Annotated in this window: 17 protein-coding genes; 6 read left to right on the forward strand and 11 right to left on the reverse strand. The window is 69.7% G+C overall.

All coding sequences use genetic code 11. The annotated features are described in order from the left end of the window. Positions 1-129: 129 nt before the first annotated feature. Positions 130-2,679, forward strand: a complete 2,550-nt coding sequence (gene nirB, locus TTY48_RS20510) for a nitrite reductase large subunit NirB (RefSeq protein WP_220659456.1) — start codon at positions 130-132, stop codon at positions 2,677-2,679. A gap of 1 nt (position 2,680) precedes the next feature. Further along, on the forward strand, positions 2,681-3,091 hold the full coding sequence (nirD, locus tag TTY48_RS20515) for a nitrite reductase small subunit NirD (RefSeq protein WP_220659457.1): 411 nt from the start codon (positions 2,681-2,683) through the stop codon (positions 3,089-3,091). Here nirD and TTY48_RS20520 read toward each other — a convergent pair. Genes TTY48_RS20520 through TTY48_RS20530 form a run of 3 tightly spaced genes read right to left on the reverse strand, consistent with a single transcriptional unit; the run spans position 3,061 to position 6,383 of the window. Beyond that, positions 3,061-3,807: a sirohydrochlorin chelatase gene (locus TTY48_RS20520; protein ID WP_220659458.1), complete on the reverse strand. Its 747-nt coding sequence runs from the start codon at positions 3,805-3,807 to the stop codon at positions 3,061-3,063. The two genes, nirD and TTY48_RS20520, sit on opposite strands and share 31 nt — an antisense overlap. Positions 3,808-3,819: 12 nt before the next feature. Further along, positions 3,820-4,944, reverse strand: coding sequence for a uroporphyrinogen-III synthase (locus TTY48_RS20525; protein WP_220659459.1), 1,125 nt, complete (start codon positions 4,942-4,944; stop codon positions 3,820-3,822). A 26-nt stretch (positions 4,945-4,970) separates the two neighbouring features. Further along, complete coding sequence (locus tag TTY48_RS20530; protein WP_220659460.1) at positions 4,971-6,383, reverse strand: NarK/NasA family nitrate transporter; 1,413 nt, start codon at positions 6,381-6,383, stop codon at positions 4,971-4,973. A gap of 155 nt (positions 6,384-6,538) precedes the next feature. Between TTY48_RS20530 and TTY48_RS20535 the strand changes: the two genes are divergently transcribed. Next, on the forward strand, positions 6,539-7,750 hold the full coding sequence (locus TTY48_RS20535) for a cation:proton antiporter (protein ID WP_220659461.1): 1,212 nt from the start codon (positions 6,539-6,541) through the stop codon (positions 7,748-7,750). Between the two features lie 4 nt (positions 7,751-7,754). Here the strand turns inward: TTY48_RS20535 and TTY48_RS20540 are convergent, their stop codons facing one another. Next, positions 7,755-8,285, reverse strand: coding sequence for a single-stranded DNA-binding protein (locus tag TTY48_RS20540; protein ID WP_220659462.1), 531 nt, complete (start codon positions 8,283-8,285; stop codon positions 7,755-7,757). Positions 8,286-8,426: 141 nt separating this feature from the next. Beyond that, on the reverse strand, positions 8,427-11,753 hold the full coding sequence (locus tag TTY48_RS20545) for a thioester reductase domain-containing protein (RefSeq protein ID WP_220659463.1): 3,327 nt from the start codon (positions 11,751-11,753) through the stop codon (positions 8,427-8,429). 231 nt (positions 11,754-11,984) lie between these two features. Between TTY48_RS20545 and TTY48_RS20550 the strand changes: the two genes are divergently transcribed. Genes TTY48_RS20550 through TTY48_RS20560 form a run of 3 tightly spaced genes read left to right on the forward strand, consistent with a single transcriptional unit; the run spans position 11,985 to position 15,421 of the window. Then, entirely contained in the window at positions 11,985-13,103 is a 1,119-nt protein-coding gene (locus TTY48_RS20550) for an LLM class flavin-dependent oxidoreductase (RefSeq protein ID WP_220659663.1), read from the forward strand. 24 nt (positions 13,104-13,127) lie between these two features. Continuing rightward, positions 13,128-14,237, forward strand: coding sequence for a dimethylsulfone monooxygenase SfnG (gene sfnG / locus TTY48_RS20555; protein ID WP_220659464.1), 1,110 nt, complete (start codon positions 13,128-13,130; stop codon positions 14,235-14,237). Further along, positions 14,234-15,421: an SfnB family sulfur acquisition oxidoreductase gene (locus TTY48_RS20560; protein WP_220659465.1), complete on the forward strand. Its 1,188-nt coding sequence runs from the start codon at positions 14,234-14,236 to the stop codon at positions 15,419-15,421. Before sfnG ends, TTY48_RS20560 begins: the two co-directional genes overlap by 4 nt. 8 nt (positions 15,422-15,429) lie before the next feature. Here the strand turns inward: TTY48_RS20560 and TTY48_RS20565 are convergent, their stop codons facing one another. Genes TTY48_RS20565 through TTY48_RS20590 form a run of 6 tightly spaced genes read right to left on the reverse strand, consistent with a single transcriptional unit; the run spans position 15,430 to position 22,723 of the window. Further along, positions 15,430-16,305 carry a sugar phosphate isomerase/epimerase gene (locus tag TTY48_RS20565; protein WP_220659466.1) on the reverse strand — a complete coding sequence of 292 codons (876 nt, stop codon included), beginning with the start codon at positions 16,303-16,305 and terminating at the stop codon, positions 15,430-15,432. A gap of 9 nt (positions 16,306-16,314) precedes the next feature. Next, complete coding sequence (locus tag TTY48_RS20570; protein ID WP_220659467.1) at positions 16,315-17,334, reverse strand: Gfo/Idh/MocA family protein; 1,020 nt, start codon at positions 17,332-17,334, stop codon at positions 16,315-16,317. Positions 17,335-17,363: 29 nt separating this feature from the next. Beyond that, complete coding sequence (locus TTY48_RS20575; protein ID WP_220659468.1) at positions 17,364-18,287, reverse strand: sugar phosphate isomerase/epimerase; 924 nt, start codon at positions 18,285-18,287, stop codon at positions 17,364-17,366. Positions 18,288-18,318: 31 nt separating this feature from the next. Then, positions 18,319-20,271, reverse strand: a complete 1,953-nt coding sequence (iolD, locus tag TTY48_RS20580; RefSeq protein WP_220659469.1) for a 3D-(3,5/4)-trihydroxycyclohexane-1,2-dione acylhydrolase (decyclizing) — start codon at positions 20,269-20,271, stop codon at positions 18,319-18,321. Continuing rightward, complete coding sequence (iolB, locus tag TTY48_RS20585) at positions 20,268-21,194, reverse strand: 5-deoxy-glucuronate isomerase (protein WP_220659470.1); 927 nt, start codon at positions 21,192-21,194, stop codon at positions 20,268-20,270. The genes iolD and iolB overlap by 4 nt, the downstream gene beginning before the upstream one ends. Positions 21,195-21,217: 23 nt before the next feature. Continuing rightward, a complete protein-coding gene (locus tag TTY48_RS20590) occupies positions 21,218-22,723 on the reverse strand; it encodes a CoA-acylating methylmalonate-semialdehyde dehydrogenase (RefSeq protein WP_220659471.1) in 1,506 nt (501 codons plus the stop codon). Between the last annotated feature and the right edge of the window lie 6 nt (positions 22,724-22,729).

Consider the following 22,729-nt stretch of genomic DNA (forward strand, 5'->3'; position numbering starts at 1 on the left):
ACCGCGGAAGCGGCGGGTGTGAGGAAGCCGTGACGGCGGCGCAACGCGACAGAACCCGCGCGCAACACCCGCTCCATAGCGTGGCTTCCATCAGCTTCGGGCAATCGATCCCGGCGAGAGGAGACTCGAATGAACGCCCCGCGCACAGTGGTCGTGGTGGGACACGGCATGGTCAGCCACCGCTTCGTCGAGGCACTGCGAGCCCGCGACGGCGGCGGCGAGTGGCGCGTCGTGGTCTTCGGCGAGGAGGCCGACGCCGCCTACGACCGCGTGGGCCTCACCTCGTACGTCGGCGAGTGGGACCGGAGCGCATTGGCGCTGTCCGGCAACGACTACGCCGGCGACGACCTGGTGGATGTCCGGCTCGGAAGCCGGATCGCGGCGATCGACCGGGCGGCGAAGACGGTCACCACGGAGTCGGGCGAGACCACGTCGTACGACGCCCTCGTCCTGGCCACCGGTTCGTACGCCTTCGTGCCGCCGGTTCCGGGCCACGATCTGCCGGGTTGCCACGTGTACCGCACCCTCGACGATCTCGACGCCATCCGCGCCGACGCGAACGCCGCCGTGGACCGCTCCGACGGTGCCGTGGGCATCGTGGTCGGCGGCGGACTCCTGGGCCTGGAGGCGGCCAATGCCCTGCGCACGCTGGGCCTGCGCCCACGGGTCGTCGAGGTCAACCCGCGTCTGATGCCGCAGCAGGTGGATTCCGGTGGCGGCGAGCACCTGGCCCGGATGATCGCGGACCTCGGCATCGACATCAGCCTGTCGTCCGGCACCACTGAGATCGCCGCCGCCGAGCACGGGTTGGCGGTCACGCTCAAGGACGAATCCGTGATCGACGCCGCCGTCGTGGTTTTCGCCGCGGGCGTGCGGCCCCGCGACGAGCTGGCCCGCGACGCGGGCATCGTGGTGGGCGAGCGCGGCGGTGTCATCACCGACCTCAGTTGCGTCACCTCCGATCCGGCCGTCTACGCGATCGGCGAGGTCGCCGCGATCGAGGGCCGCTGCTACGGCCTGGTGGGCCCCGGTTACGCCTCCGCCGAGGTGGTGGCCGATCGCCTACTCGGTGGCGATGCGCAGTTCCCCGGCGCCGACATGTCCACCAAGCTCAAGCTTCTCGGTGTCGATGTGGCCAGCTTCGGCGACGCGCACGGCACCACCGAGGGCGCGCTGGACGTGGTGGTCAGCGATCCCATCGGCGGTACCTACGCCAAGTTGGTGCTCTCCGACGATGCCTCCACCCTGCTCGGCGGCGTGCTCGTGGGCGACGCCTCGCAGTACGGCGTGCTGCGTCCGCTGGTCGGATCGTCGCTGCCCGGCGATCCCGTGTCGCTGATCGCACCGTCGAGCGGCGACTCCCCCGGTATCGGCGTGGGTGCGCTGCCCGACGCGGCGCAGATCTGTTCGTGCAACGACGTCACCAAGGGCACGTTGTGCGCCGCGATCGCCGACGGCTCGTGCACCGTGGCCGAGCTCAAGGGGTGCACCGGTGCGGGTACCTCCTGCGGTTCGTGCGTGCCCCTGCTCTCGCAGCTCCTCGAAGCCGAGGGCGTTTCCGTCTCGAAGTCGCTGTGCGAGCACTTCTCCCAGTCCCGCGCCGAACTCTTCGAGTTGGTCCAGGCGAGCGGCATCCGCACCTTCTCCGGCCTGATCGAGCGGTTCGGCTCGGGCACGGGCTGCGATATCTGCAAGCCGACTGTGGCCTCCATCCTCGCGTCCACGAGCTCCGACCACATCCTCGAGGGCGAGCAGGCCTCGTTGCAGGACAGCAACGATCACTTCCTGGCGAACATCCAGCGCAACGGCACCTACTCGGTGGTGCCGCGGATGCCCGGCGGCGATGTCACCGCGGAGCAGCTCATCGTGATCGGCGAGATCGCGCGGGACTTCGGGCTCTACACCAAGATCACCGGCGGTCAGCGGATCGACATGTTCGGTGCCACGGTCGACCAGCTGCCGCTGATCTGGCGCCGGCTGGTGGACGCGGGCATGGAATCCGGCCAGGCCTACGGCAAGTCGCTGCGCACCGTGAAGAGCTGCGTGGGCAGCGATTGGTGCCGGTACGGCCAGCAGGATTCGGTGCAGATGGCGATCGACCTGGAGCTGCGGTATCGCGGCCTGCGCTCGCCGCACAAGATCAAGATGGGCGTCTCCGGTTGCGCGCGCGAATGCGCGGAGGCCCGCGGTAAGGACGTGGGCGTGATCGCCACCGAGACCGGATGGAACCTGTACGTCGGTGGTAACGGCGGTATGACTCCGAAGCACGCGCAGTTGCTGGCGGGCGACCTCGACCGCGAGACACTGATCAAATACGTCGACCGGTTCCTCATGTACTACATCCGCACAGCGGACCGGCTCCAGCGCACGGCGCCCTGGGTGGAGGCCCTCGACGGCGGCATGGACCGGCTGCGCGCGGTCGTGATCGACGACGCCCTCGGCCTCAACGCCGATTTCGAGGCCACGGTCGAGCGGCACGTGGACGGCTACGGCTGCGAATGGAAGGGCGTGCTCGACGATCCCGACAAGCTCGCCCGGTTCGTGTCCTTCGTCAACGCCCCCGGCGCTCCCGATCCCACCGTGGAGTTCGGCGAGAAGAACGGCCGCAAGGTCCCCGTCCTCATGGGGACGCCTGCGTTCCCCGCCCGCAAGCCCTCGCTCACCGCACAGGAGGCCTGAGATGACCACGGTTCCGTTCGATCTGCATCGGTGGACCCGCGATTGGACCGCCGCCTGCCGGGTGAGCCGCCTCGAACCCCTGCGCGGCGTGGCGGTGCTGCTGCCCGACGGTGCGCAGGTGGCCCTGTTCCGGCTCGCGGACGACAGCATCCGGGCGATCGGCAACATCGACCCGATCGGTCGCGCCGCGGTCCTGTCCCGCGGGATCGTCGGCGATCGCGGCGGCTTCCCGGTGGTGCAGTCGCCGCTCAAGAAGCAGGCCTTCAGCCTGCTGGACGGTCGTTGCCTGGACGCACCCGGCGTCTCGATCCCGGTCTACGACACACGGATCTCCCTGGACGGCACCGTCTTCGTCGCCAACTCGCCCGAGATCCGGTTCGGCTACCGGGCGCCTCGGCCGGAGTCCGCGTAGTCGCTGCCCAGCCCGCGCGTGCCCGTGACGGCGAATCCCGCGAGCCGGCGGCGCAGCACCGCCAGGCGCACCACCGCGGGATGCAGCCCGAGGGGCTCGGCCACCACATCGGCCCCTGATTCACGCAGACGTTGCTGGAACAGCCCCTCCGCCAACAGGTACGACGCCACGGCGACCGTGCGCGCACCGTCGGCGCGCACCCGGGAGACCACCTCCGGCACGCAGGCGTAGCCCGAACCGTCCTTCGGCGGCGAGGCGAAGGCGATGGAGACGCGGCTTCCCACCAGCGCCGACAGCATCGCGGCCATGGCCCGGATCTGGCCCTGCGCCTGCGGGTCCCGAGTCCCGGCAGCGGCCATCACCACCGCATCGCCGCGACGCCAACCTGCATCGATCAGGCGGCCGAGCATCGCGCGAGCGAGTTCGGGAGACGGGCCGAGCGCGTCCGTGACGGTGACCGCCCGGTGACCGGACTCCGCCACCTCCCGCGGCAGATCGTGCTGCACGTGGAACCCGCTGGACAGGAACGCCGGCACCACCACCGTGGGTTCGTCGTCGAGACCGGCGAGCACCTCCCTCGGGGTGGGGCCGAGCACATCGACGAAGGCCACCCGCACCGGTTCGGCGAGCCGGTCGGCCATCGCGGCCGCGAGGTCACCGATCATCGCGACGCCGTGTGCGCTGCGCGTGCCGTGCGCCACGAGGAGGGTTCCCATGTCGTGCTCCTGTCAGTGCTCGTCGAGCGCGAGCCGGTAACCGCGTTTGACCACGGTGGCGATGATCTCCTTGTGCCCCAGGCCGGTCCGCAGGCGCGCGACGGCCGCCTCCACCGCGTGCGGGTCCTCACCGCCCAGCGCCGCGAGCATCTCGTCACGCGCGACGACGGCCCCGGGTTCGCGGGCCAGCAGGCGTAACAGAGTGATCGAGGTGGGGGTGAGCTCGCGCTCCGCACCGTCGACCACCGCACCCCGGGCGCGCACGCCGAGCCGGTGGCCGGCGACCGGCAGGTCGGGATTGCGGGTGGGGAGGTCCTGTTCCACGAGCCGTGCGAGGGCACCCAGCCGCATTCGCTCGGGCGTGACGGACGGCACGCCCACCCGCTGCAGCGGGGTCGCGGTGACCGGTCCGACGCAGTACACGGTGACCGGGCCGGTGAGCGCCGCATGCACCGAACCGGACACCCCCAGTTCGCCGGCGCGCTCCAGGAGCGAGGCGGCGGCGGGCGCCGAGGTGAAGGTGACCGCGTCCACGTCGGCGAGCGCGATCGCCTCCACGATCCGGTCCAGACCGGACAGATCGTCGGGCTGCTCCCACCGGTAGACGGGCACCGGAACGATCTCGGCACCAAGTGCGCGAAGGCCGTCCAGCAGACCGGGATTGGGGTCCCAGTCGTCCGTTGCGCCGTGCAACTGGACGGCAACACGCTGCCCGTGCAGATCCTCCCCACCGAGGTGGCTGAGCACCTCTGCGGAGGACTCCGACTTCGGAGACCACTCCTCCCGCAGCCCTGCGGCGCGCAGCGCACCGGTGGCCTTGGGCCCGCGCGAGATCACCCGTCCGCCGCCCAGCGCGCCGAGTAGTTCCTCGGCCACGCCCCAGCCCTCGGCGGCCTCGAGCCAGCCGCGGAACCCGATGCCGGTGGTCGCGACCAGCAGATCGGGCGGCGCCGCGAGCAGCTCATCTGTGGCGGCCCGCAGTCGGACATCGTCGGACAGCGGCACCATCGCGATCGCGGGGGCGGCGACCACGGCGGCGCCGCGCCGTTCGAGCAGAGTGGATAGCTCGTCGGCGCGGCGCGCGGCGGTCACTGCCACGGTGAATCCGAGAAGTGGGGTGGCCGAGGCCTCGGTCATTGGACTCCTCTCCGGTTCGATCACCGTCACGTGTCAGCGGCTGTGCTGAGCGCACCACGACGGTGTGTCCCGTCGAGCGTGCCATGTCCGCGCGGCGCGGGCGTACGCACGTAGACCTTCCAGGTGACGAACGCCGCCATCACGTAGAACGCGCCGAACACCCAGAAGGCGGCGGTCGCGGTCCCGCTGGACTGGTACGACGCGCGCAGGACGAGGTTGATTCCCACGCCGCCGAGGCCACCGATCGCGCCCGCGATCCCGATCACGGCACCGGACATCGCTCGCGAATAGTGCGTCCGGGTGGCCTCATCGGTGTCGAGCGAACGCGACTTCGCCTCGAAGATCGAAGGAATCATTTTATACACCGAGCCGTTCCCCAGACCGCTGAGCAGGAACAGCGCGATGAATCCGGCGACGTACGCCGCCATCGTGGCGCCCGTGGGCGCCGCGGTACCCGCCCGCGTCGCGGTGGTGATCAGCACGCCCGCGCCCGCGATCATGCCGGCGAAGACGTACAGCGTCACTCGGCCGCCGCCGATGCGGTCGGCGAGCTTGCCGCCGTACACCCGCGAGATCGAGCCGAGCAGCGGACCGAGGAAGGCGATCTGGGCCGCGTGCAGCGAGGCCTGAGCGGCGGTGTCCCCGCCGGCCTTGAAGGTGGCCTGCAGCACCTGACCGAACGCGAAGGAGAAGCCGATGAACGATCCGAAGGTACCGATGTAGAGCAGCGAGACGATCCAGGTGTCGCGATCCGTGGTCGCCTTCCGCATGGCCGCGGTGTCGACGGTGGGCACCTGCAGGTTGTCCATGAACAGGGCGGCTCCGATCCCCGCCACGGCGAGCAGCACGAGGTACACCGCGCACACCCAGTACGGCTGGCGATCGCCGACGGTGGCGATCACCAGCAGGCCCACGAGCTGGACCGCCGGCACACCGATGTTGCCGCCGCCCGCATTCAGCCCGAGGGCCCAGCCCTTGAGCCGCTGGGGGAAGAAGGCGTTGATGTTGGTCATCGACGAGGCGAAGTTGCCGCCACCGAAGCCCGTGAGCGCCGCGCACACCAGGTACACCCACAGCGGCTGACCGGGATTGGCGAGGATCACGATGGTCGCGATCACCGGGACTGCCAGGACGAAGGCGCTGAAGATGGTCCAGTTGCGGCCGCCGAAACGGGCTGTGGCCAGCGTGTAGGGCAGGCGGAGCAGCGATCCCACCAGGGTGGCGGTGGCACCGATGAGGAACTTGTCGGCGGTCGTCAGTCCGTACACGTCCTGCGGCATGAACAGCACCATCACCGACCACAGCGACCACACGGAGAATCCGACGTGTTCGGCCATCACCGACCAGAACAGATTCCGCTTGGCGATCTGCTTACCGCCGGACTCCCACTGCTGCGTGTTCTCGGGATCCCAATCGGTGATCGTGTGTGAGCGCGCCATTGTCGACCTCCTGTGCACCTTCGGAACGCGAATCGAATGTCCCGAAGGTAGGGAAGCCATGTTGCGGGCCCGCACCGGCGCGTGTCCCGGCGGTAAACCCGTCCTCACAACCGCAGCTGCTCGGCGGTGAGCCGGTGCAGTGAGACAATCGCCGCATGATTCCGGCCATCCTCACGGGGACCTGCGCCTTCATCGTGTGGTGCCTTCTGGCGACCCGGATGGAGCGATGGTGGGTCTCCGCTCCGCTGGTGATGGTGCTCGCCGGCGCGGCCGTGGGGCTGGCAGCGCAGGGCTCCATCGCCGCCGCGTTGAACACCACCGCGGCTCAGCGGGCGGCCGAGATCATCCTGGCGGTCCTGCTGTTCGTCGACGCCACCGAGGTACGGGGGTCGTTGCTGGGCCGCTACCCCCGGCTCGCGGCGCGCGGGCTGCTGATCGGCATCCCCGTCGCACTCGCGCTGACGATGGTCGCGGCCTCCTTCCTGCTCCCCGCCCTCGGCTGGTCGATGTTTCTCCTGGTGGCCTGCGTGATCGCCCCGATCGACTTCGCCTCGGCGCCGTCACTGCTGCGCGATCGGCACGTGCCGGAGCGGGTGCGCGACGTCTTGACGGTCGAGTCGGGGTACACGGACGGACTGGTGACCCCGATCTTTCTGTTCGCCCTGCTCTGGGCCAACCCAGCCAACGACAGCGACGATCCGCTCGCGGCACTCGTCAACGCCGCACCGGCGTCCCTCATCGCCCTGGCCGTGGGTGCCGTGATGGGCCTGATCACCGAGACCGCCGTGATCCGCAGCGACCGCGCGGGGTGGTCCACGGAGCGCACCCGCCGCCTCGCCCTGGTCGCGATCCCCCTCCTCACCTATGCCGCGGCGGTGGGCTTGGGCGGCAACGGATTCGTCGCCGCGTTCATCTGCGGGATCGTCTACCGGTTCCGGCGCGGCGATGCCGCGAGCGCCGAGGTCGGTCTCACCGAGGACGTCGGTGCGCTACTGACCGCCGCGATGTGGTTCGTCTTCGGCGCCGTGATCGTGGTCGCGCTCGGCGACGGCGTGCCCTGGCAGATCCTCGCCTTCGCCGCGCTGGCGCTCACCGTGCTCCGGGTGCTGCCGGAGGCGATCGCTCAGATCGGCAGTGGGCTCCCCCGGTCCGAAGTGCTCGCGCTGGGCTGGCTCCGACCGCGCGGCACATCCACGATCGTCTTCGCGCTGATCGCGTACAACACTCTGCCCGAGGGCGACCCGGCCGAACTGGTCCTGGCGATCGCCTCCCTCGTGGTCCTGGGCAGCATCGTGCTGCACACCGTGGGCGCACCCGTCGCCGTGGCCGGCCACGACCGGCGGGTCCGGAACCGCTCCGCGCAGTAGCCGATCAGAAGTCGGGCACGGCGGCGAGCGAGGGCTGGGACGTCTCGTCCGCCACCCCGTCGGTACCGGTGCCGAGCTCCTCGATCGCCTCGCCCTCACCCTCGGCCTCCACCTCCACCGGACCAGACGCGGCGTCGTCGACGGTGCCGGACGACGCCTCCCGGGTCCGCTCCCCCGATCCGGTGTACAGCGCACTGCACAACCGCAGGTTCAACCCGATCGAATCGGCCTTGAGGTCCAGGGAGCTGTGCTTGTGCCCGTCCGCACCGTCGAAGGTCTCGTGCTTGAGCTCACCGTGCACCAGCACCGGACGCCCCTTGGCGATCGCTCCCCGGGCATTGCGGGCCAGGGCGCCGAAGGCTTTGACGTTGAGCCATAAGGTGCTGGTCTGCCGCCAGGTCCCCGATTCGTCGAAGAAGCCGTTGTTGTGCGCCATCGTGAAGCTCAGGAAGTCGTGCCGCTCGCCCCGAGCCGATTCTCGATAGGTCAGGTCGTTGGTCACGTATCCGGCGGCGTAGATCATCACTCCGGGCATGACGCCCTCCTCGTCCTCGTCGGCGGCCGGACGGTCCGGCCCCCGGGTCGAGTGTCACGCGCAGGGCCCGCCGCGAACCGTGTCCGCGACGGGCCCTGTGGAGGAATGAAGTTACATACGCTTACCTGTGGAGGAAGCCGCTCATCCGTTCTGCGCCGGCGGCAGCCAGCCCGCGGTCTCGAAGTCGCGCAGGTACTTCTCGATCAACGCGCGATCGAGCACCGGGATGTCGCCGGGGCCCACGCCCGCGTCGCGCACCTCCCCGCGGAACCGATCCACCGACAGCGCGGATGTGCCCGCAGCCGGGGCCGGTTCGCGCACCGCGTGCAGCAATGGCAGCACGGAACGCTGTCGTGCCTCGTCCGGGAGGGCCTGCAGCGCTTGCTCGAACCTGGTGAACCAGGTGTCGTAATCGTCGATCCGCTCGATCTCGCGGCCCGATGCCTCGATCCACTCCACGAAGCTGTCCAGGCTCACGCCGTCGTCATTGGCGTTGAGCACGTGGAAGGTTCGGTAGCCCTCACGGCCGGCGGCACTGAGCGTGGTGATCGCCTCGGCGGTGAAGTCCACGGGCAGGCCGTCGTAGTGCGGCCGGTGCCCGGAGGCATCCGGAGCGTAGAACGAACGCGGCGCCAGGCCGGTCTCGGCGATGCTCAGCAGCAGCCGGGTGAACTGATCGACCGCGTTGAACTGCCCGTGGAACCTGCTGTGCGCCAGGATCATGTCGGACCGGAAGACGCGGACGGGAAGACCTGCGAGATCCGCCGCCTCATGCAGCAGCACCTCACCGGCCCACTTGCTCACGGCGTAGCCGTTGGCGTAGGCATCGGCGCCGATGCGCCGCTCGGCGCCGTGCACGCGCACGTCGTCGTCCTCGGCCAGGACGCGGCCGTCGTCCTGCGGGACCACGGCCACCGTCGAGACGTAGTCGATGGATTTGCGCCGGGTGGTGAGCGCGAGACGCACCACCTCGCCGGTGGCCACCACGTTCGGTCCGAACAGCTGGTCGTAGGGCAGCACGTGGTTGACCAGCGCGCCGCAATGCACCACGTGGTCCACGCGCGCAGCGAGATCGGTCCAGGTGGCCTCGTCCAGGCCGAGCGACGGGCTTCCGAAGTCGCCCGCGATCACCTGGAGGTGCTCCTGCGCGAGCTCAGCGAACTCCGCGGTGAGCGCGGGGTCGGCCTCGCCGATGGCGGCGACCACGCGCCGGCGTGCGTCATCGGCGTCGGCGCCGCGCACCAGCGCGATCACGGTGCCGCCGTGCGGGGCCACCCGGCGCAGCCAGTCGAGCAGCAGGAACCGGCCCAGGTAGCCGGTCGAGCCGGTGAGCAGCACGGTGGCGGGTTCGCCGGCGGCGGCCGGCAGCGCCGGTGCCGCAGCGAGCAGCTGCGGGTCAATGAACTTCTCCAGAGTCAGGTCCGCGGCGCGGGCGACCTGGGCATTCGTCCCGTGCACCGAGGCTGCGGTGGGCGCGCCCACGGCGCCCGACCGGGCCCGCTCGATGTGGTCCGCGACGCCGCCCAGTGTCGCCGTGGGGCCGACGATCGTCTGCACCGGCACCGGGACGCCGTACAGGCCCTCCAGCGTGGTGGCCAGTGACAGCGCCGACAGCGAGTCGCCGCCGAGGTCGCCGAACCGGGTGCCGGCGCCGAAGTCATCGGCCTCGGCGCCGAGCGTGAGTGCGGCGGCAGCGACCACCGCGTCGATCACGGGACCCGACGCGTCGAGCGCCCGCAGGCCCTCGCGCTGGCGGGCATCGGCTTCGGCGTACAGGGCGTGCAGCGCGTCGCCGTAGCGGGCGGTGAGCGCGGGACGGACGAGTTTGCCGATGCCGGAACGCAGCCCGTTCTCCTGGGAGAAGGGATCCCGCTCGATGATCACATCACGCGGCAGCTCGTAAGCGGCGAGGTCGTTCTCACGGGCGATCGCCGCCAGGCTGTCGAGCACGCGCGTCCGGGTCTCGGCATCGGTCTCGCCCTCGCGACCTCCCGCGGGGACCACGACGCCCAGCAGGTACGACCGCTCGCTGGTGCCGTAGACGAAGATCTGCTCCACCTCGGGGCTGGTCGCGTAGACCGCCTCGAGCTGCGCGATCGGCACGAACTCGCCCTGCGCCAGCTTGATCACGTTGCTGCGCCGGTCCACGTACTCGAGGCGGTCCGGGCCGAGCTCGGCCATCACGTCGCCGGTGCGGTAGAAGCCCTCGTCGTCGCGCACCTGCTTATCGGAGTGGTAGTAGCCGGGGATCAGCTGGTTCGACTTCACCAGGAGCTCACCGCGGGGATGCGGGGTATCGGTGGTGAAGTAGCCGAGTTCGGGAACGTCGATGAGCTTGTACTCGGTCACCGGCGGCCGCACGATCACGCCGTCCCGGATGACCCCGCCCGCTTCGGTGGAGCCGTAGCCGATCTGGATGTCGATGCCCAGCAACCACTCCATGAAGGTCTGCAATTCAGCGGACAGCGCGGCGCTGCCGCACATCGCGGCCTGCAGCCGGCCACCCAGCACGCGGTCGCGCAGCTCGACGCGCGCGGTCTCGGCATCGGTCTCGGCCTCCACCGCCAGGAAACGCTGGTGTACCAGCTCGCACACGCGCGGAACGAGCCCGATGGCGGTGGGACGGGCGGCCGCGAGGTCGTCGAACAGCGTGGACATATCGGATGCACCGGCGAAGTAACCGGTGCCGCCCGAGGCCAGCCCGGCGATCAGCCAGTTGCGGCCGTACATGTGGCTCATCGGCAGGAAGTGCAGCAGTGATTCGGACGGCATGTCCACATCGACGATGCTGTCCACCTTGAGCCAGGCGTCCACCACCAGCTTCTCCGTGTACATCGCACCCTTGGGCGTCCCGGTGCTGCCCGAGGTGTAGATCAGGGTGACCAGCGGATCGGTATCGGGCTCGGGAGCGAAGAACTCGGGCTGCGGCAATGCCTCGCCTGCGAGGACGTCGGCCTCGATGCCCTCGTAACCCTCGTACCCACCGTCGAAGACCACAACGCGGGGCGTCGCCGTGGACTCGCGCAGCGCCTCTTCCGCGAGCTCCACCTGATCGGCGCTGACGGCGAAGATCTTCGGTCGGGTCTCGTCGAGGATCGCGGCGATCCGAGCGGCGGGCGCTCCGGCCTGCAGGGGCACGTTCGGCGCTCCCAGCAGTGTGGTCGCGAGGTCGACGGTCACGAAGTCCGCGCTGGTGAATCCCAGGATCGCAACGAAGTCGCCCGGGTCGAGCTCGCTTCGCCAGGAGGCGGCCAGCGCGGTGACCCGCCGCCAGATCTCGCCGAAGGAGACCGTGACGTAGGGCGTGCCCGGACCGCCCTCCCGCGTCGCGAACGCCGGACGATCCGCGAACTGGTCGAAGATCCGCGCGATCACCTGTGGGAGTCGTTCGGCCTGTGGGCCGGCGGCCCCTGCCCCGCCGGCTCCAGTGGTCGCGGGGTCACCGTTCTGCACCGTCTCGATCGACATCTGACACCTCTTTTCACTACGGAACTCTAACTAACTCATTCCCTAGCTTAGCTACTGATCGGTAGCTCCGCACGTTCGACGCATCACGAGTCGAAACCTGGCCCCCACGGCCCCCGCGGTGGTGGACTGGCGCTCCGTACCCCGCCCCATCGACGGAAGGCTGCCGTGAGCTCGCCCAACCCCCTCCATCTGCACTGGTTCCTGCCCACCTACGGCGATTCGCGGAACCTGATGGCGGGAGGGCACGGCAGCGGCATGAGCGGCGATCGCCCCGCGAACCTGCACTACCTCAAGCAGCTCGCGCTGGCCGCCGAGGCGAACAAGTTCGAGGCGGTGCTCATCCCCACCGGCCTGTGGTGCGAGGACGCCTGGCTCACGGCGGCGTTGCTCACCGAATCCACCGAGACCCTGAAGTTCCTGGTCGCCCTGCGCCCCGGTCTGGTGAGCCCGCTGCTGTCCGCCCAGATGGCGAGCACGCTGCAGTGGCAGTCGGGAGGCCGCGTCCTGCTCAACGTGGTCACCGGCGGTGAGTCGTCCGAGCAGCGCGCCTTCGGCGACACCCTGACCAAGGACGAGCGCTACGCCCGGTGCGGCGAGTTCCTCGACATCACCCGGCAGCTCTTCACGTCCTCGGAGCCGGTGAACGTCGCGGGCAAGTACGTCTCGGCGGAAAACGCCCTGCTGGCGCGGCGTCCCGAGCCCGCGCCGCCGATCTTCTTCGGCGGCAGCTCCCCCGCCGCCGGCGACGTCGCCGCCCAGCACGCCGACACTTACCTCACCTGGGGCGAGCCGCCCGCCCAGGTGGCCAAGAAGATCGAGTGGATCCGTGGACTGGCCGCAGCCCAGGGACGCGAGCTCACCTACGGCATCCGGCTGCACGTGATCTCTCGCGATACGTCCGAGGAGGCCTGGGCCGAGGCGAACCGCCTGCTCGGCAATCTCGATCCCGCGGCCGTCCGCGCGGCGCAGGCCAACCTCGCCAGGAGCGAGTCCGAGGGCCAGCGGCTGATGCGCGAACTGCACGGCGGCGGTGCGGCTTTCGACGAAGCCGCCGATGCCCGCAGCCTCCAGGTGTATCCGGGCCTGTGGACCGGCGTGGGCCTGGTCCGCGGCGGCGCCGGGACCGCCCTGGTCGGCTCGCACGACGAGGTGGCCGACCTCATCGCCGAGTACGCGGCGCTGGGCCTGGATCACTTCATCCTGTCCGGGTACCCGCACCTGGAAGAGGCCTACCACTTCGGCGAGGGCGTGCGCCCCCGCCTCGCGGCCCGCGGCCTGCTCGACGCCGGCACTTCGCCGTCGGAGCCGGTGCGCGGGGCCTTCCTACCCAACCTCTCCCCCACCTCCTAGACAGCCCCGAGCCGAAGGAACACCATGACCACCGAGAAGATCGCCGACGAGATCAAGTTCGCCTACTGGGTCCCCAATGTCTCCGGTGGACTGGTGACCAGCGATATCGAGCAGCGCACCAGCTGGGACTTCGAGTACAACAAGAAGCTGGCCCAGACCGCCGAGCGCGTGGGCTTCGAGTACGCGCTCTCGCAGGTGCGGTACATGGCCAGCTACGGCGCCGAGTACCAGCACGAGTCCACCTCGTTCAGCCTCGCGCTGCTGGGCGCCACCGAGAAGCTCAAGGTGATCGCCGCCGTGCATCCCGGCCTCTGGCATCCCGCCGTGCTGGCCAAGTTCGGCGCCACCGCGGATCACCTCTCGAACGGCCGGTTCGCGATCAACGTGGTCTCCGGTTGGTTCGCGGGCGAGTTCAAGGCGCTCGGCGAGCCCTGGCTCGAGCACGACGAGCGGTACCGGCGCAGCGCCGAGTTCCTCGAGGTGATCCGCAAGATCTGGACCGAGGACAACGTCGACTTCGGCGGCGACTTCTACCGGATCCGCGACTTCACCCTCAAGCCCAAGCCGCTCAACACCCCGGAGCGCCCGAATCCCGAGCTGTTCCAGGGCGGCAACTCCTCGGCGGCGCGCGTGAACGGCGGCAAGTACGCCGACTGGTACTTCTCCAACGGCAAGGACTTCGACGGCGTCACCGACCAGCTCGACGATCTGCGTCGCGTGGCCCGGGAGGCGCAGCGCGAGGTGAAGTTCGGCCTCAACGGCTTCATCATCGCTCGCGACACCGAGAAAGAGGCGCGGGACACCCTGCGCGAGATCGTCGAGAAGGCCAACAAGCCCGCGGTCGAGGGCTTCCGGGACGCGGTGCAGCAGGCGGGCAAGTCCACCTCCGATGGTCGTGGCATGTGGGCGGACTCCTCGTTCGAGGACCTGGTCCAGTACAACGACGGCTTCCGCACCCAGCTGATCGGAACCCCGGAGCAGGTCGCCGAACGGATCGTGGCCTACAAGGAGCTGGGGGTGGACCTGATCCTGGGTGGGTTCCTGCACTTCCAGGAGGAGATCGAGTACTTCGGCGAGAAGGTGCTGCCCCTGGTGCGCGAGATCGAGGCGAGCCGCGCCGGGGCGCTGGTGTGACCATCGCACCCGGAATCGACTCGGCGCAGACGGCATTCGATTCGGCGCGCTACCTCGCCGAGCGGTTCGCCGAGACCGCCGCCGACCGGGACCGCGATCGCCGGCTTCCGCACGCCGAGGTGGAGTACCTCTCCGACGCCGGGCTCTTCGCGTTGACGGTGCCCGCCCGGTTCGGCGGACCCGATCTGCCGCCGTCCACTGTGGCCGAGGTCTTCCGCATCCTCGCCACCGCCGACGGATCGCTCGCGCAGATCCCGCACAGCCACTACGTGTACCTCACCGCGCTGCGCCTGGCCGCGCCGGAGGGCCTGCAGCGCACGCTGTTCCAGCAGGTGCTCGACGGTGCTCGGATCGCGAACGCGCAATCCGAGAAGGGCGGGAAGACGGTGGCCGAGGTGTCCACCACGCTCACCCGGACCCCGGACGGTGCCCGCCTCGACGGTGAGAAGTTCTACTGCACGGGCTCGCCGTACGCGCACATCCTCGCTGTACTGGCCCGCGACGCCGACTCGGGGGAACAGGTGATCGCCTTCGTTCCGGCGGAGACGCCCGGCATCACCGTGCTCGACGACTGGAACGGGCTGGGCCAACGCACCACCGGCAGCGGGACGGTGCGCTTCGACGATGTGGCCGTCCCGCCCGGGGCGGTGGTGCCGCGCTCGCCCGCCGTCTCCGAGCCCACCGGCTACGGTGCGTTCGCACAGCTGCTGCATGTGGCCATCGACACCGGGCTGGCCCGGGGCGCACTGGAGGCGGCGGCGGAGTTCGTCCGCACGAAGTCTCGCCCCTGGTTCGAGGCGGGCGTCGACCGCGCGCAGGACGACCTCCTGGTGGTGCAGCGATTCGGCGAGCTCACCGTGAGTGTGCGCGCCGCCGAAGCCGCGCTCACCGTGGCCGCTGCGGCCGTCGACACCGCCTTCGCCGAACCCGGCGCCGAGCACGCCCAGGAGGCCTCGATCGCCGTCGCCACCGCGAAGGTCCTGGCCGACCGCGCCGCCACCGAGGTGCCCGCCGCTCTGTTCGAGGTGAGTGGGACGCGCAGCGCGGGCGGCGATCTGGGCCTCGACCGGTTCTGGCGTGACGCCCGCACGCACACCCTGCACGATCCGGTGCGATACAAGGTGCACCACCTCGGCCGCAGCACCCTCAATCAGGTGCCGCCTCCGCTGCACGGCGTTCTCTGACGCGGTCCTCAGATGTGCGCCGCGACCAGCTCGCGGATGCGCCCGAGCTGGTACCGGGAGGTCTCATCCGCGGTCTCGTCCTCGGCGAAGACGTTCGAGCAGATGATCGCGTCCTCGCGCCCGAGGAAGCCGGTGCGGCCGAGCAACCCGAACAGCGCCTCCCAGTCCACGTCGCCGGCGCCGATCCGCAGGTGCTGATGCACGCGCACGGCGTTGCCGGGTGGGTTGGTGATGTAGCGCAGGCCGTGCGAGCGGCGATGGTCGTAGGTGTCGGCGGCGTAGACCGCTCCGAGCCGATCGCCGAGTTCCGGGACCAGACTGTCCGCGCGATCGCCGTAGTGGAAGGTGTGGCTGCCGACGTAGACGAATCCCACCGCGGGTGAATCCAGCCCACGCAGTATCTGCCAGGCCGCCAGGCCGTCCTCGACGAAGTCGTCGGGGTGTGGATCGAAGTTCAGGGTGATACCTGCGGATTCGAGCAGTGGGATCAGTTGTTCCATGGACCGGTAGAAGGCCGCCTCCGATTCCTCGAATCGTTCAGGCCGTCCGCTGAATTCGGTATTGATCACGGAGACCTCGAGCGCTTCGGCGACCTCGATGACGCGCCGGAAATTCCGCAGTGCGGCCTCCCGCTGCGGTTCGTCCGGCCACGAGATCCGCTGCACCGGGAGCAGCGAGGCGATGCCGACCCCCGCATCCGCGGCGCGTTTGCGCACCGTGGCGAGGTGAGCGCGGTCCACCCGCGGATGCCCGAAGAAGGGCACGAACTCCGGATGCGGCGTGAGCTGGATCCATTCGTATCCGGCCCTCGCCGCCACGTCGAAGAAGTCGAGGAACGCGTGGGTGCTGTGGAACGGCGTGGGATCGAGGGCGATTCGGACCATCACAGCCCCCTAGCGCTCGGCGTAGAACGCCGGCGTCACGGGCAGGTCGACGGTGACGGGCCCCTCCTTGTCGAGGGCCTCGACGCCCGCGGCGCAGCACACGGCCACCTTGTAGCCGTCGAACGCCGACGGTCCCGCCACCACGCCGCGCCGCGCACCGTCGACCCAGGCCTGCACCTGGCGGTCGTAGGCCTCGCGGAATCGGGTCGTGTAGTCGGCGTGCTCCGCCACGGCGAACCGTCCCGCCTGGAAGAGCTGGAGCCCGGACGGTTCACCGATCCTGGCCACGCCCTGCTCGAAGACCGCCTCGGTGGACACCTGGTAGCCGAAGCCGATGGAGACGTTCATCTCGACGTCCACGAGGACGCCGTTGTCGAGCTCCATGATCACCAGGATCGGCTCGCGAAGACGTTCGGGAGCACCACTGTTGCGGCGCGGGTACTTCACCTCGACCGAACGCACGACGCCTCCGGCGAGCCAGGGCACCACATCGAACTCGTGCACCACGGAATCGTTGATGAGCATCGATTGCACGTAGCTCGCCGGGACCGAGGCGTTGCGGTGCCGGGCGTGCAGCATGACCAGTTCACCGGCGGCACGATCGGCGATCAGTGCCCGCAGTTGCTCGTACTCGCGGTCGAACCGGCGCATGAATCCCACTTGGATCAGCTGCTTCCCGCCCGCCATCTCCGCCTCCACCACGCGCCACGACGACTCGGGTTCCTTGGTCAGGGGCTTCTCGCACAGCACGGGCAGCCCGGCGGCGAGCACCGCGAGCAGCGCCTCCTCGTGGTACTGCCCCGGCGTGGCGATCAGCACCGCGTCGGCGAGCCCCGACGCCAGGGCACCGTCGAGGTCCGTGAAGCCCTGCGCTCCCGGTGCATCTGCGAGCGCGGCACCGCGACGCGCGGCATCGGGTTCCACGACGGCCGAGACGGTGGCACCGGTGATGGCGGTGGTGATGCGCCGGATGTGGTCGGCGCCCATCATTCCGGCGCCGACGACGGCGATCCGCAGGTCCTGGCTCATGGGGTCTTCGCTCCTGTTCGGTTGGGCGGTCAGCGGGTGCGGGTGAGTGGGTGGCAGCCGAAGATGTGCTGCCGGGTTCGGGTGGCGATGCCCGCCGGGAGGTCGATGTCGACGCCGGGCATGTCCTGCTCGACGATCGCGAAGATCTCCGAGTCGATCCCGTTGACGGCGTCGATGATCGGTGCGAAATCGGGTATGCCGGAAGGTGGTTCGACCATGATCTCGGCGGCGCAGTCGGCGAAGGCGACGTCGTTCTTGAGGACGTCGAAGCGCAGTTCCGGATCGATCTGCTTGAGGTGCAGGTACCCGATCCGGTCCGGGTGTTTCGTGATCAGCTCGACGTTGTCGCCGCCGTAGTAGGCGTAGTGCCCGGTGTCCAGACACAGGCTCAGGCTCTCGGGATCGGTGATCTCCAGGAGGCGCTGCACCTCGCGTGCGGTGCCGATGTGGCTGTCGGCGTGGCTGTGGAACTGCTGGCGGATGCCGAACTCCTCGGCCAGGGCGCGGCCGAGGCGATTATGGCCCTCCCCCATGAGGTTCCACTGCTCGGTGTTCAGGGTACGCGGTTCCAGGGTCTCGCCGGTGGCGTCGGAGCGCCACAGGTCGGGGATCACCACGAGGTGCTCGGCCCCCATCGCCTGCACCAGGGCGGCGACATCGCTCACCTGCCGCCAGGCGCGGTCCCACTGATCGGCGCCCTTGTGGAAGCCGGTGAAGATGGTGCCGCCGGACAGCGCGAGATCGCGCTTTCCGAGCTCGTCCTCGAGGCGCCCCGGATCGGTGGGCAGGTAGCCGTAGGGGCCGAGCTCGATGTAGTGGTATCCGGCCGCGGCGGCCTCATCGAGGAAGCGTTCCCACGGTGTCTGGCGGGGGTGTTCGGGGAACCACACACCCCAGGAGTCGGGGGCGGTGCCGATGCGCAGTCCGGCGGTGTGCTCGCGGTCGTCGGTCATGATGTGGATCCTTCTCGGAGCGGGTTCGGCACTAGCCGAGGAGCGGGCGCTGCTGGACGCGCTGCCGTTCGTAGTCGGCGCGCGCCGCCCGGGTGCTGTCCATCGTCGAGACCTCGGCGACGGGAACGTCCCACCAGCCGCCGCCCTCGGGCGCGTAGACGAACGGGTCGCTGTGCAGATGGATCACGGTGGGACCGCTCGCGGCCTTGGCGGTGGCGACCGCCCGCGACAGGTCGCCCAGAGCCTGCGGACCGGGCGCGATGTCGATCACGTCCACGCCGTAGCTGGCGGCGTTCGCGGCCAAGTCCACCGGAAGGAAGGGGCCGCGCTCGAAGTCGGCGTGCGCCGGATCGCCGTCGGGTGATTCGGCGTACCGGTACCGCGTGCCGTACCGCTGCGATCCGACCGTCTCGGAGAGGTGACCGATCGACGCGTAGCCCTGGTTCTGGATGATGATCACGATCAGTTTGATGCCCTCGGCCACTGCGGTGACCAGTTCGGTGTGCAGCATGAGGTAGGAGCCGTCGCCCACCATCACCACGACATCGCGATCGTCACCGTCAGCCAGGAGTCCGCGCTTGGCGCCGAGACCGCCGGCGATCTCGTATCCCATGCAGGAGAAAGCGTATTCGACGTGGTAGCCGAGTGGATCGCGCACCCGCCACAACTTCTGCAGGTCGCCGGGCAGCGACCCCGCTGCCTGGATGATCACGTCGCGGGGATCCATGGCAGCGTGCACGGCTCCGATGATCTCGGGCTGGCCCGGCAGCTCGCCTCCGGTGGGCACGAAGGCGGCGTCGACCGCTGTATCCCACTCGCGTTTGGCTGCGGCGATCCGATCGGCGTAGCCGGATTCCACGGTGTGACCGTCGAGTTCGGTTCGCAGGGCGATGAGCGTCTCGCGGGCATCGGCGATCACCGGGAGCTGGGACCCGTGCTTGTAGGCGTCGAACGAGGCGACGTTGATGTTGACGAAGGTGACCTCGGGGGCTTGGAAGGCGGTGCGGCTACCGGTGGTGAAATCGCTGTACCGGGTGCCGATTCCGATCACAACATCCGCCTCGGCGGCGATCGCATTGGCCGCGGCGGAGCCGGTGGCGCCGATACCGCCGAGGTTCTGCGGGTGGTCCCAGATCAGCGCCCCACCACCCGCCTGGGTGGTGCCCACGGGTATCCCGGTGGCCTCGACGAGCCGCCGCAGTGCGTCTTCGGCGCCGGAGTAGATCACGCCGCCTCCGGCCACGATCAGCGGTCGTTTCGCGCCGCGGATCGCCGTCACGGCGCGGGCCAGCGGCCCGCGCTCGGGCAGCGGGCGGCGCAGGTGCCACTCGCGGTCGGCGAGGAACTCTTCGGGCACGTCGATGCTCTCGGCCTGGACGTCTTCGGGCAGCGCGATGGTCACGGCGCCGGTCTCCGCGGGATCGGTCAGCACCCGCAGTGCGGCGAGCGCGATCGAGAACAGCTGCTCCGGGCGCTGCACGCGGTCGAAATAGCGGGAGAGGGGGCGGAAGGCATCGGAGACCTGGATCCCCGTGTCGTGCGGGAACTCCAGCTGTTGGAGGACGGGATCGGCCACGCGGGTCGCGAACGTGTCCGAGACCAGCAGGAGCGCGGGCATCCGGTTCGCGGTGGCCAGCGCGGCACCGGTGAGCATGTTGGCCGCCCCCGGTCCGACCGACGCGGTGCTGGCGTACGTGGCGCGCCGCCGGTGCATGCGGGCGTAGCCCACGGCCTGGTGCACCATGGCCTGCTCGTTGCGCGCCTGGTGATAGGGCATGAGCCCGGGTTCCTCGACGGCCGCCTGGAGCAGGGCCTGGCCGACGCCGGCGACATTGCCGTGCCCGAAGATCCCGAAGGTGCCGGGCACGGTGCGCTCGCGCACGACGGTGCTCGTACCGTCGGCACCGACGACCTCGTCCACGGTCCATTGATGGGCCAGGAACTCGACCAGGGCCTGGCCGACCGTCATCCGACGCGTGCTCATTCGGCTTCTCCTTCGCTGGATCCGGTGGGGGCCGCGTAGGGCAACCGGGAATCGGGTTCCTGAGCGCTCCATGTGTCCCGCAGCCAGGTCTGGCGCGGATCATCACTGATCAGCCATTCCCGTTCGGGGTCGGGGCCGGCCATCACGTTGAGGTAGTAGAGGTCGTACTCGGGCGCCGCCATCGCCGGACCGTGGTACCCGAACGGGACCAGCGCGATGTCACCGGTGCGGACCACGGCGTTGGTGTCGATCTCACCCGCGTTCGACGAGTAGGTGACGAAGCTGCCGAAGGCGTCCACGTCGGCGGGGGCCGATCCCGCCTCCCGCAGTGCGCGGGTGGGAGCGGCCTCGAAGTAGTAGATCTCCTCGAGCCTGGTCTCGTGCCCCGCGATGTACTCGTCGTGCTTGTGCGCGGGGTGACTGCTCCAGTTCCCACCCGGCGTGATCACCTCGCACACGATGAGTGCGGCGGCGTCGAGGGTGCCGGGAGTACCGAAGTTGTGCACCTGGCGGGTGTCCCGGCCCGCTCCGCGGACCTCGACCGGGACCGCGTGCGCCGGGACGTGGCGAGTGGGTCGGGTGACGGTGGTCGGGGCTTCCGCCACCGCCACCCGCCCGGTGCCGCGCACCGTCAGTCCGGTGCCCGCACCGATGTACAGCACGTCGGTGGGACCGTCGAACACGGAGCGCCGCCCGGCCAGCGTCGTGGAGACACCCTCATGATCCACGATGCAGCCGCCGGTCAGGGGGACGACGATGCGTTCGATTCCGCCCGCGGGCAGCGTCAGCGCGCCGGAGGCCAGGTCCGCGATCCGGATCCCGGTGTGCCGCCAGCCGGGGATCGTGGTGTCGACCACGGATTCCCATCCATCACGCGCCAGGTCACCGCGGGGATGGAACCACTCGTTGGGTGTCGCCGCCATGGCCGTTCCCTTCTCGAAATGCGTCAGTCGTTCTGCGGGAAGCCGAGGTTGATGCCTCCGTGCGAGGGGTCCAGCCACCGGCTGGTGATCGCCTTGAGCTGAGTGAAGAATTTCACGCCCTCGGCGCCGTGCGCCTTGGTATCGCCGAACATGGATTCCTTCCAGCCACCGAAGCTGAAGGTGGCCACGGGAACCGGGATCGGCACGTTGATGCCGATCATGCCCACCCTGATATCGCGCTGGAACCGTCGTGCGGCGCCGCCGTCGTTGGTGAAGATCGCGGTGCCGTTGCCGAAGGCGCCGGAGTTGATCAGTTCGACGCCCTCCTCGTAGGAGTTCACGCGGACCACGGCGAGCACGGGTCCGAAGATCTCCTCGGTGTACACGCGCGAACCGGTGGGCACTCGGTCGATCAGCGTGGGTCCGAGCCAGAAGCCCTCGGGCGCACCGTCGGGCTGCACCGAACGCCCGTCGACCACGACGGTGGCGCCGTCCTCGATCGCGATGTCGATGTAGGACGCCACCTTGTCACGGTGCGCCTTCGTGACCAGCGGGCCCATATCGCAGCCGCGGCGGCCGTCTCCGGTGCGCAGCGTGGCCATGCGCTCGGTGATCTTCTCGATCAGGGCATCGGCCACGGGCTCGACGGCGACTGCGACGGAGATCGCCATGCATCGCTCCCCCGCCGAGCCGAAGCCGGCGTTGATCGCGGCGTCGGCGGTGAGGTCGAGGTCGGCGTCCGGGAGCACCAGCATGTGGTTCTTCGCGCCGCCCAGAGCCTGCACGCGCTTGCCGTGCTTGGCGCCGGTCTCGTAGACGTACCTGGCGATCGGCGTGGAACCGACGAAGGAGATGGCCGCGACATCGGGGTGGGTCAACAGGCCGTCGACGGCTTCCTTGTCGCCGTTGAGCACGGTGAACACGCCGTCCGGCAGTCCTGCCTCCTTCCACAGCTCGGCCATCCAGATCGACGCCGACGGATCCTTCTCGCTCGGCTTGAGCACCACCGCGTTACCCGCGGCGATGGCGATCGGGAAGAACCATGCCGGCACCATCGCCGGGAAGTTGAACGGGCTGATGATGCCGACCACGCCGAGCGGCTGCCGGGTGGAGTAGACGTCGACTCCGGACGAGACCTGCTCGCTGAACTCACCCTTGAGGTGATGCGCCAGGCCACAGGCGAATTCGACGACCTCCTGGCCGCGACTGATCTCGCCGAGGGCATCCGAGAGGACCTTGCCGTGTTCGCTGGTGATGATCTCGGCGAGTTCGGGCTTGCGGGCCTCGAGCAGTTCGCGGAACCGGAACAGCACCGACTGCCGGCGTGCCAGGGACAGATCGGCCCACGCCTCCTGTGCCTTGCGCGCGGAGGCGACGGCGGCGTCGATCTCGGCGCGGTCGGCCAGCGCCACCCGCTTGGTGACGATGCCGAGGGCCGGGTCGTAGACATCCGCGGTGCGACCGCTCGTGGACGGGTGGGCGGCACCGTCGATCCAGTGCGGAACGACGGGAAGTTCTGTGGTGGTCATCGGTAC

This window comes from Tsukamurella sp. TY48 (genome assembly GCF_019656655.1).
Lineage (GTDB): Bacteria > Actinomycetota > Actinomycetes > Mycobacteriales > Mycobacteriaceae > Tsukamurella > Tsukamurella strandjordii.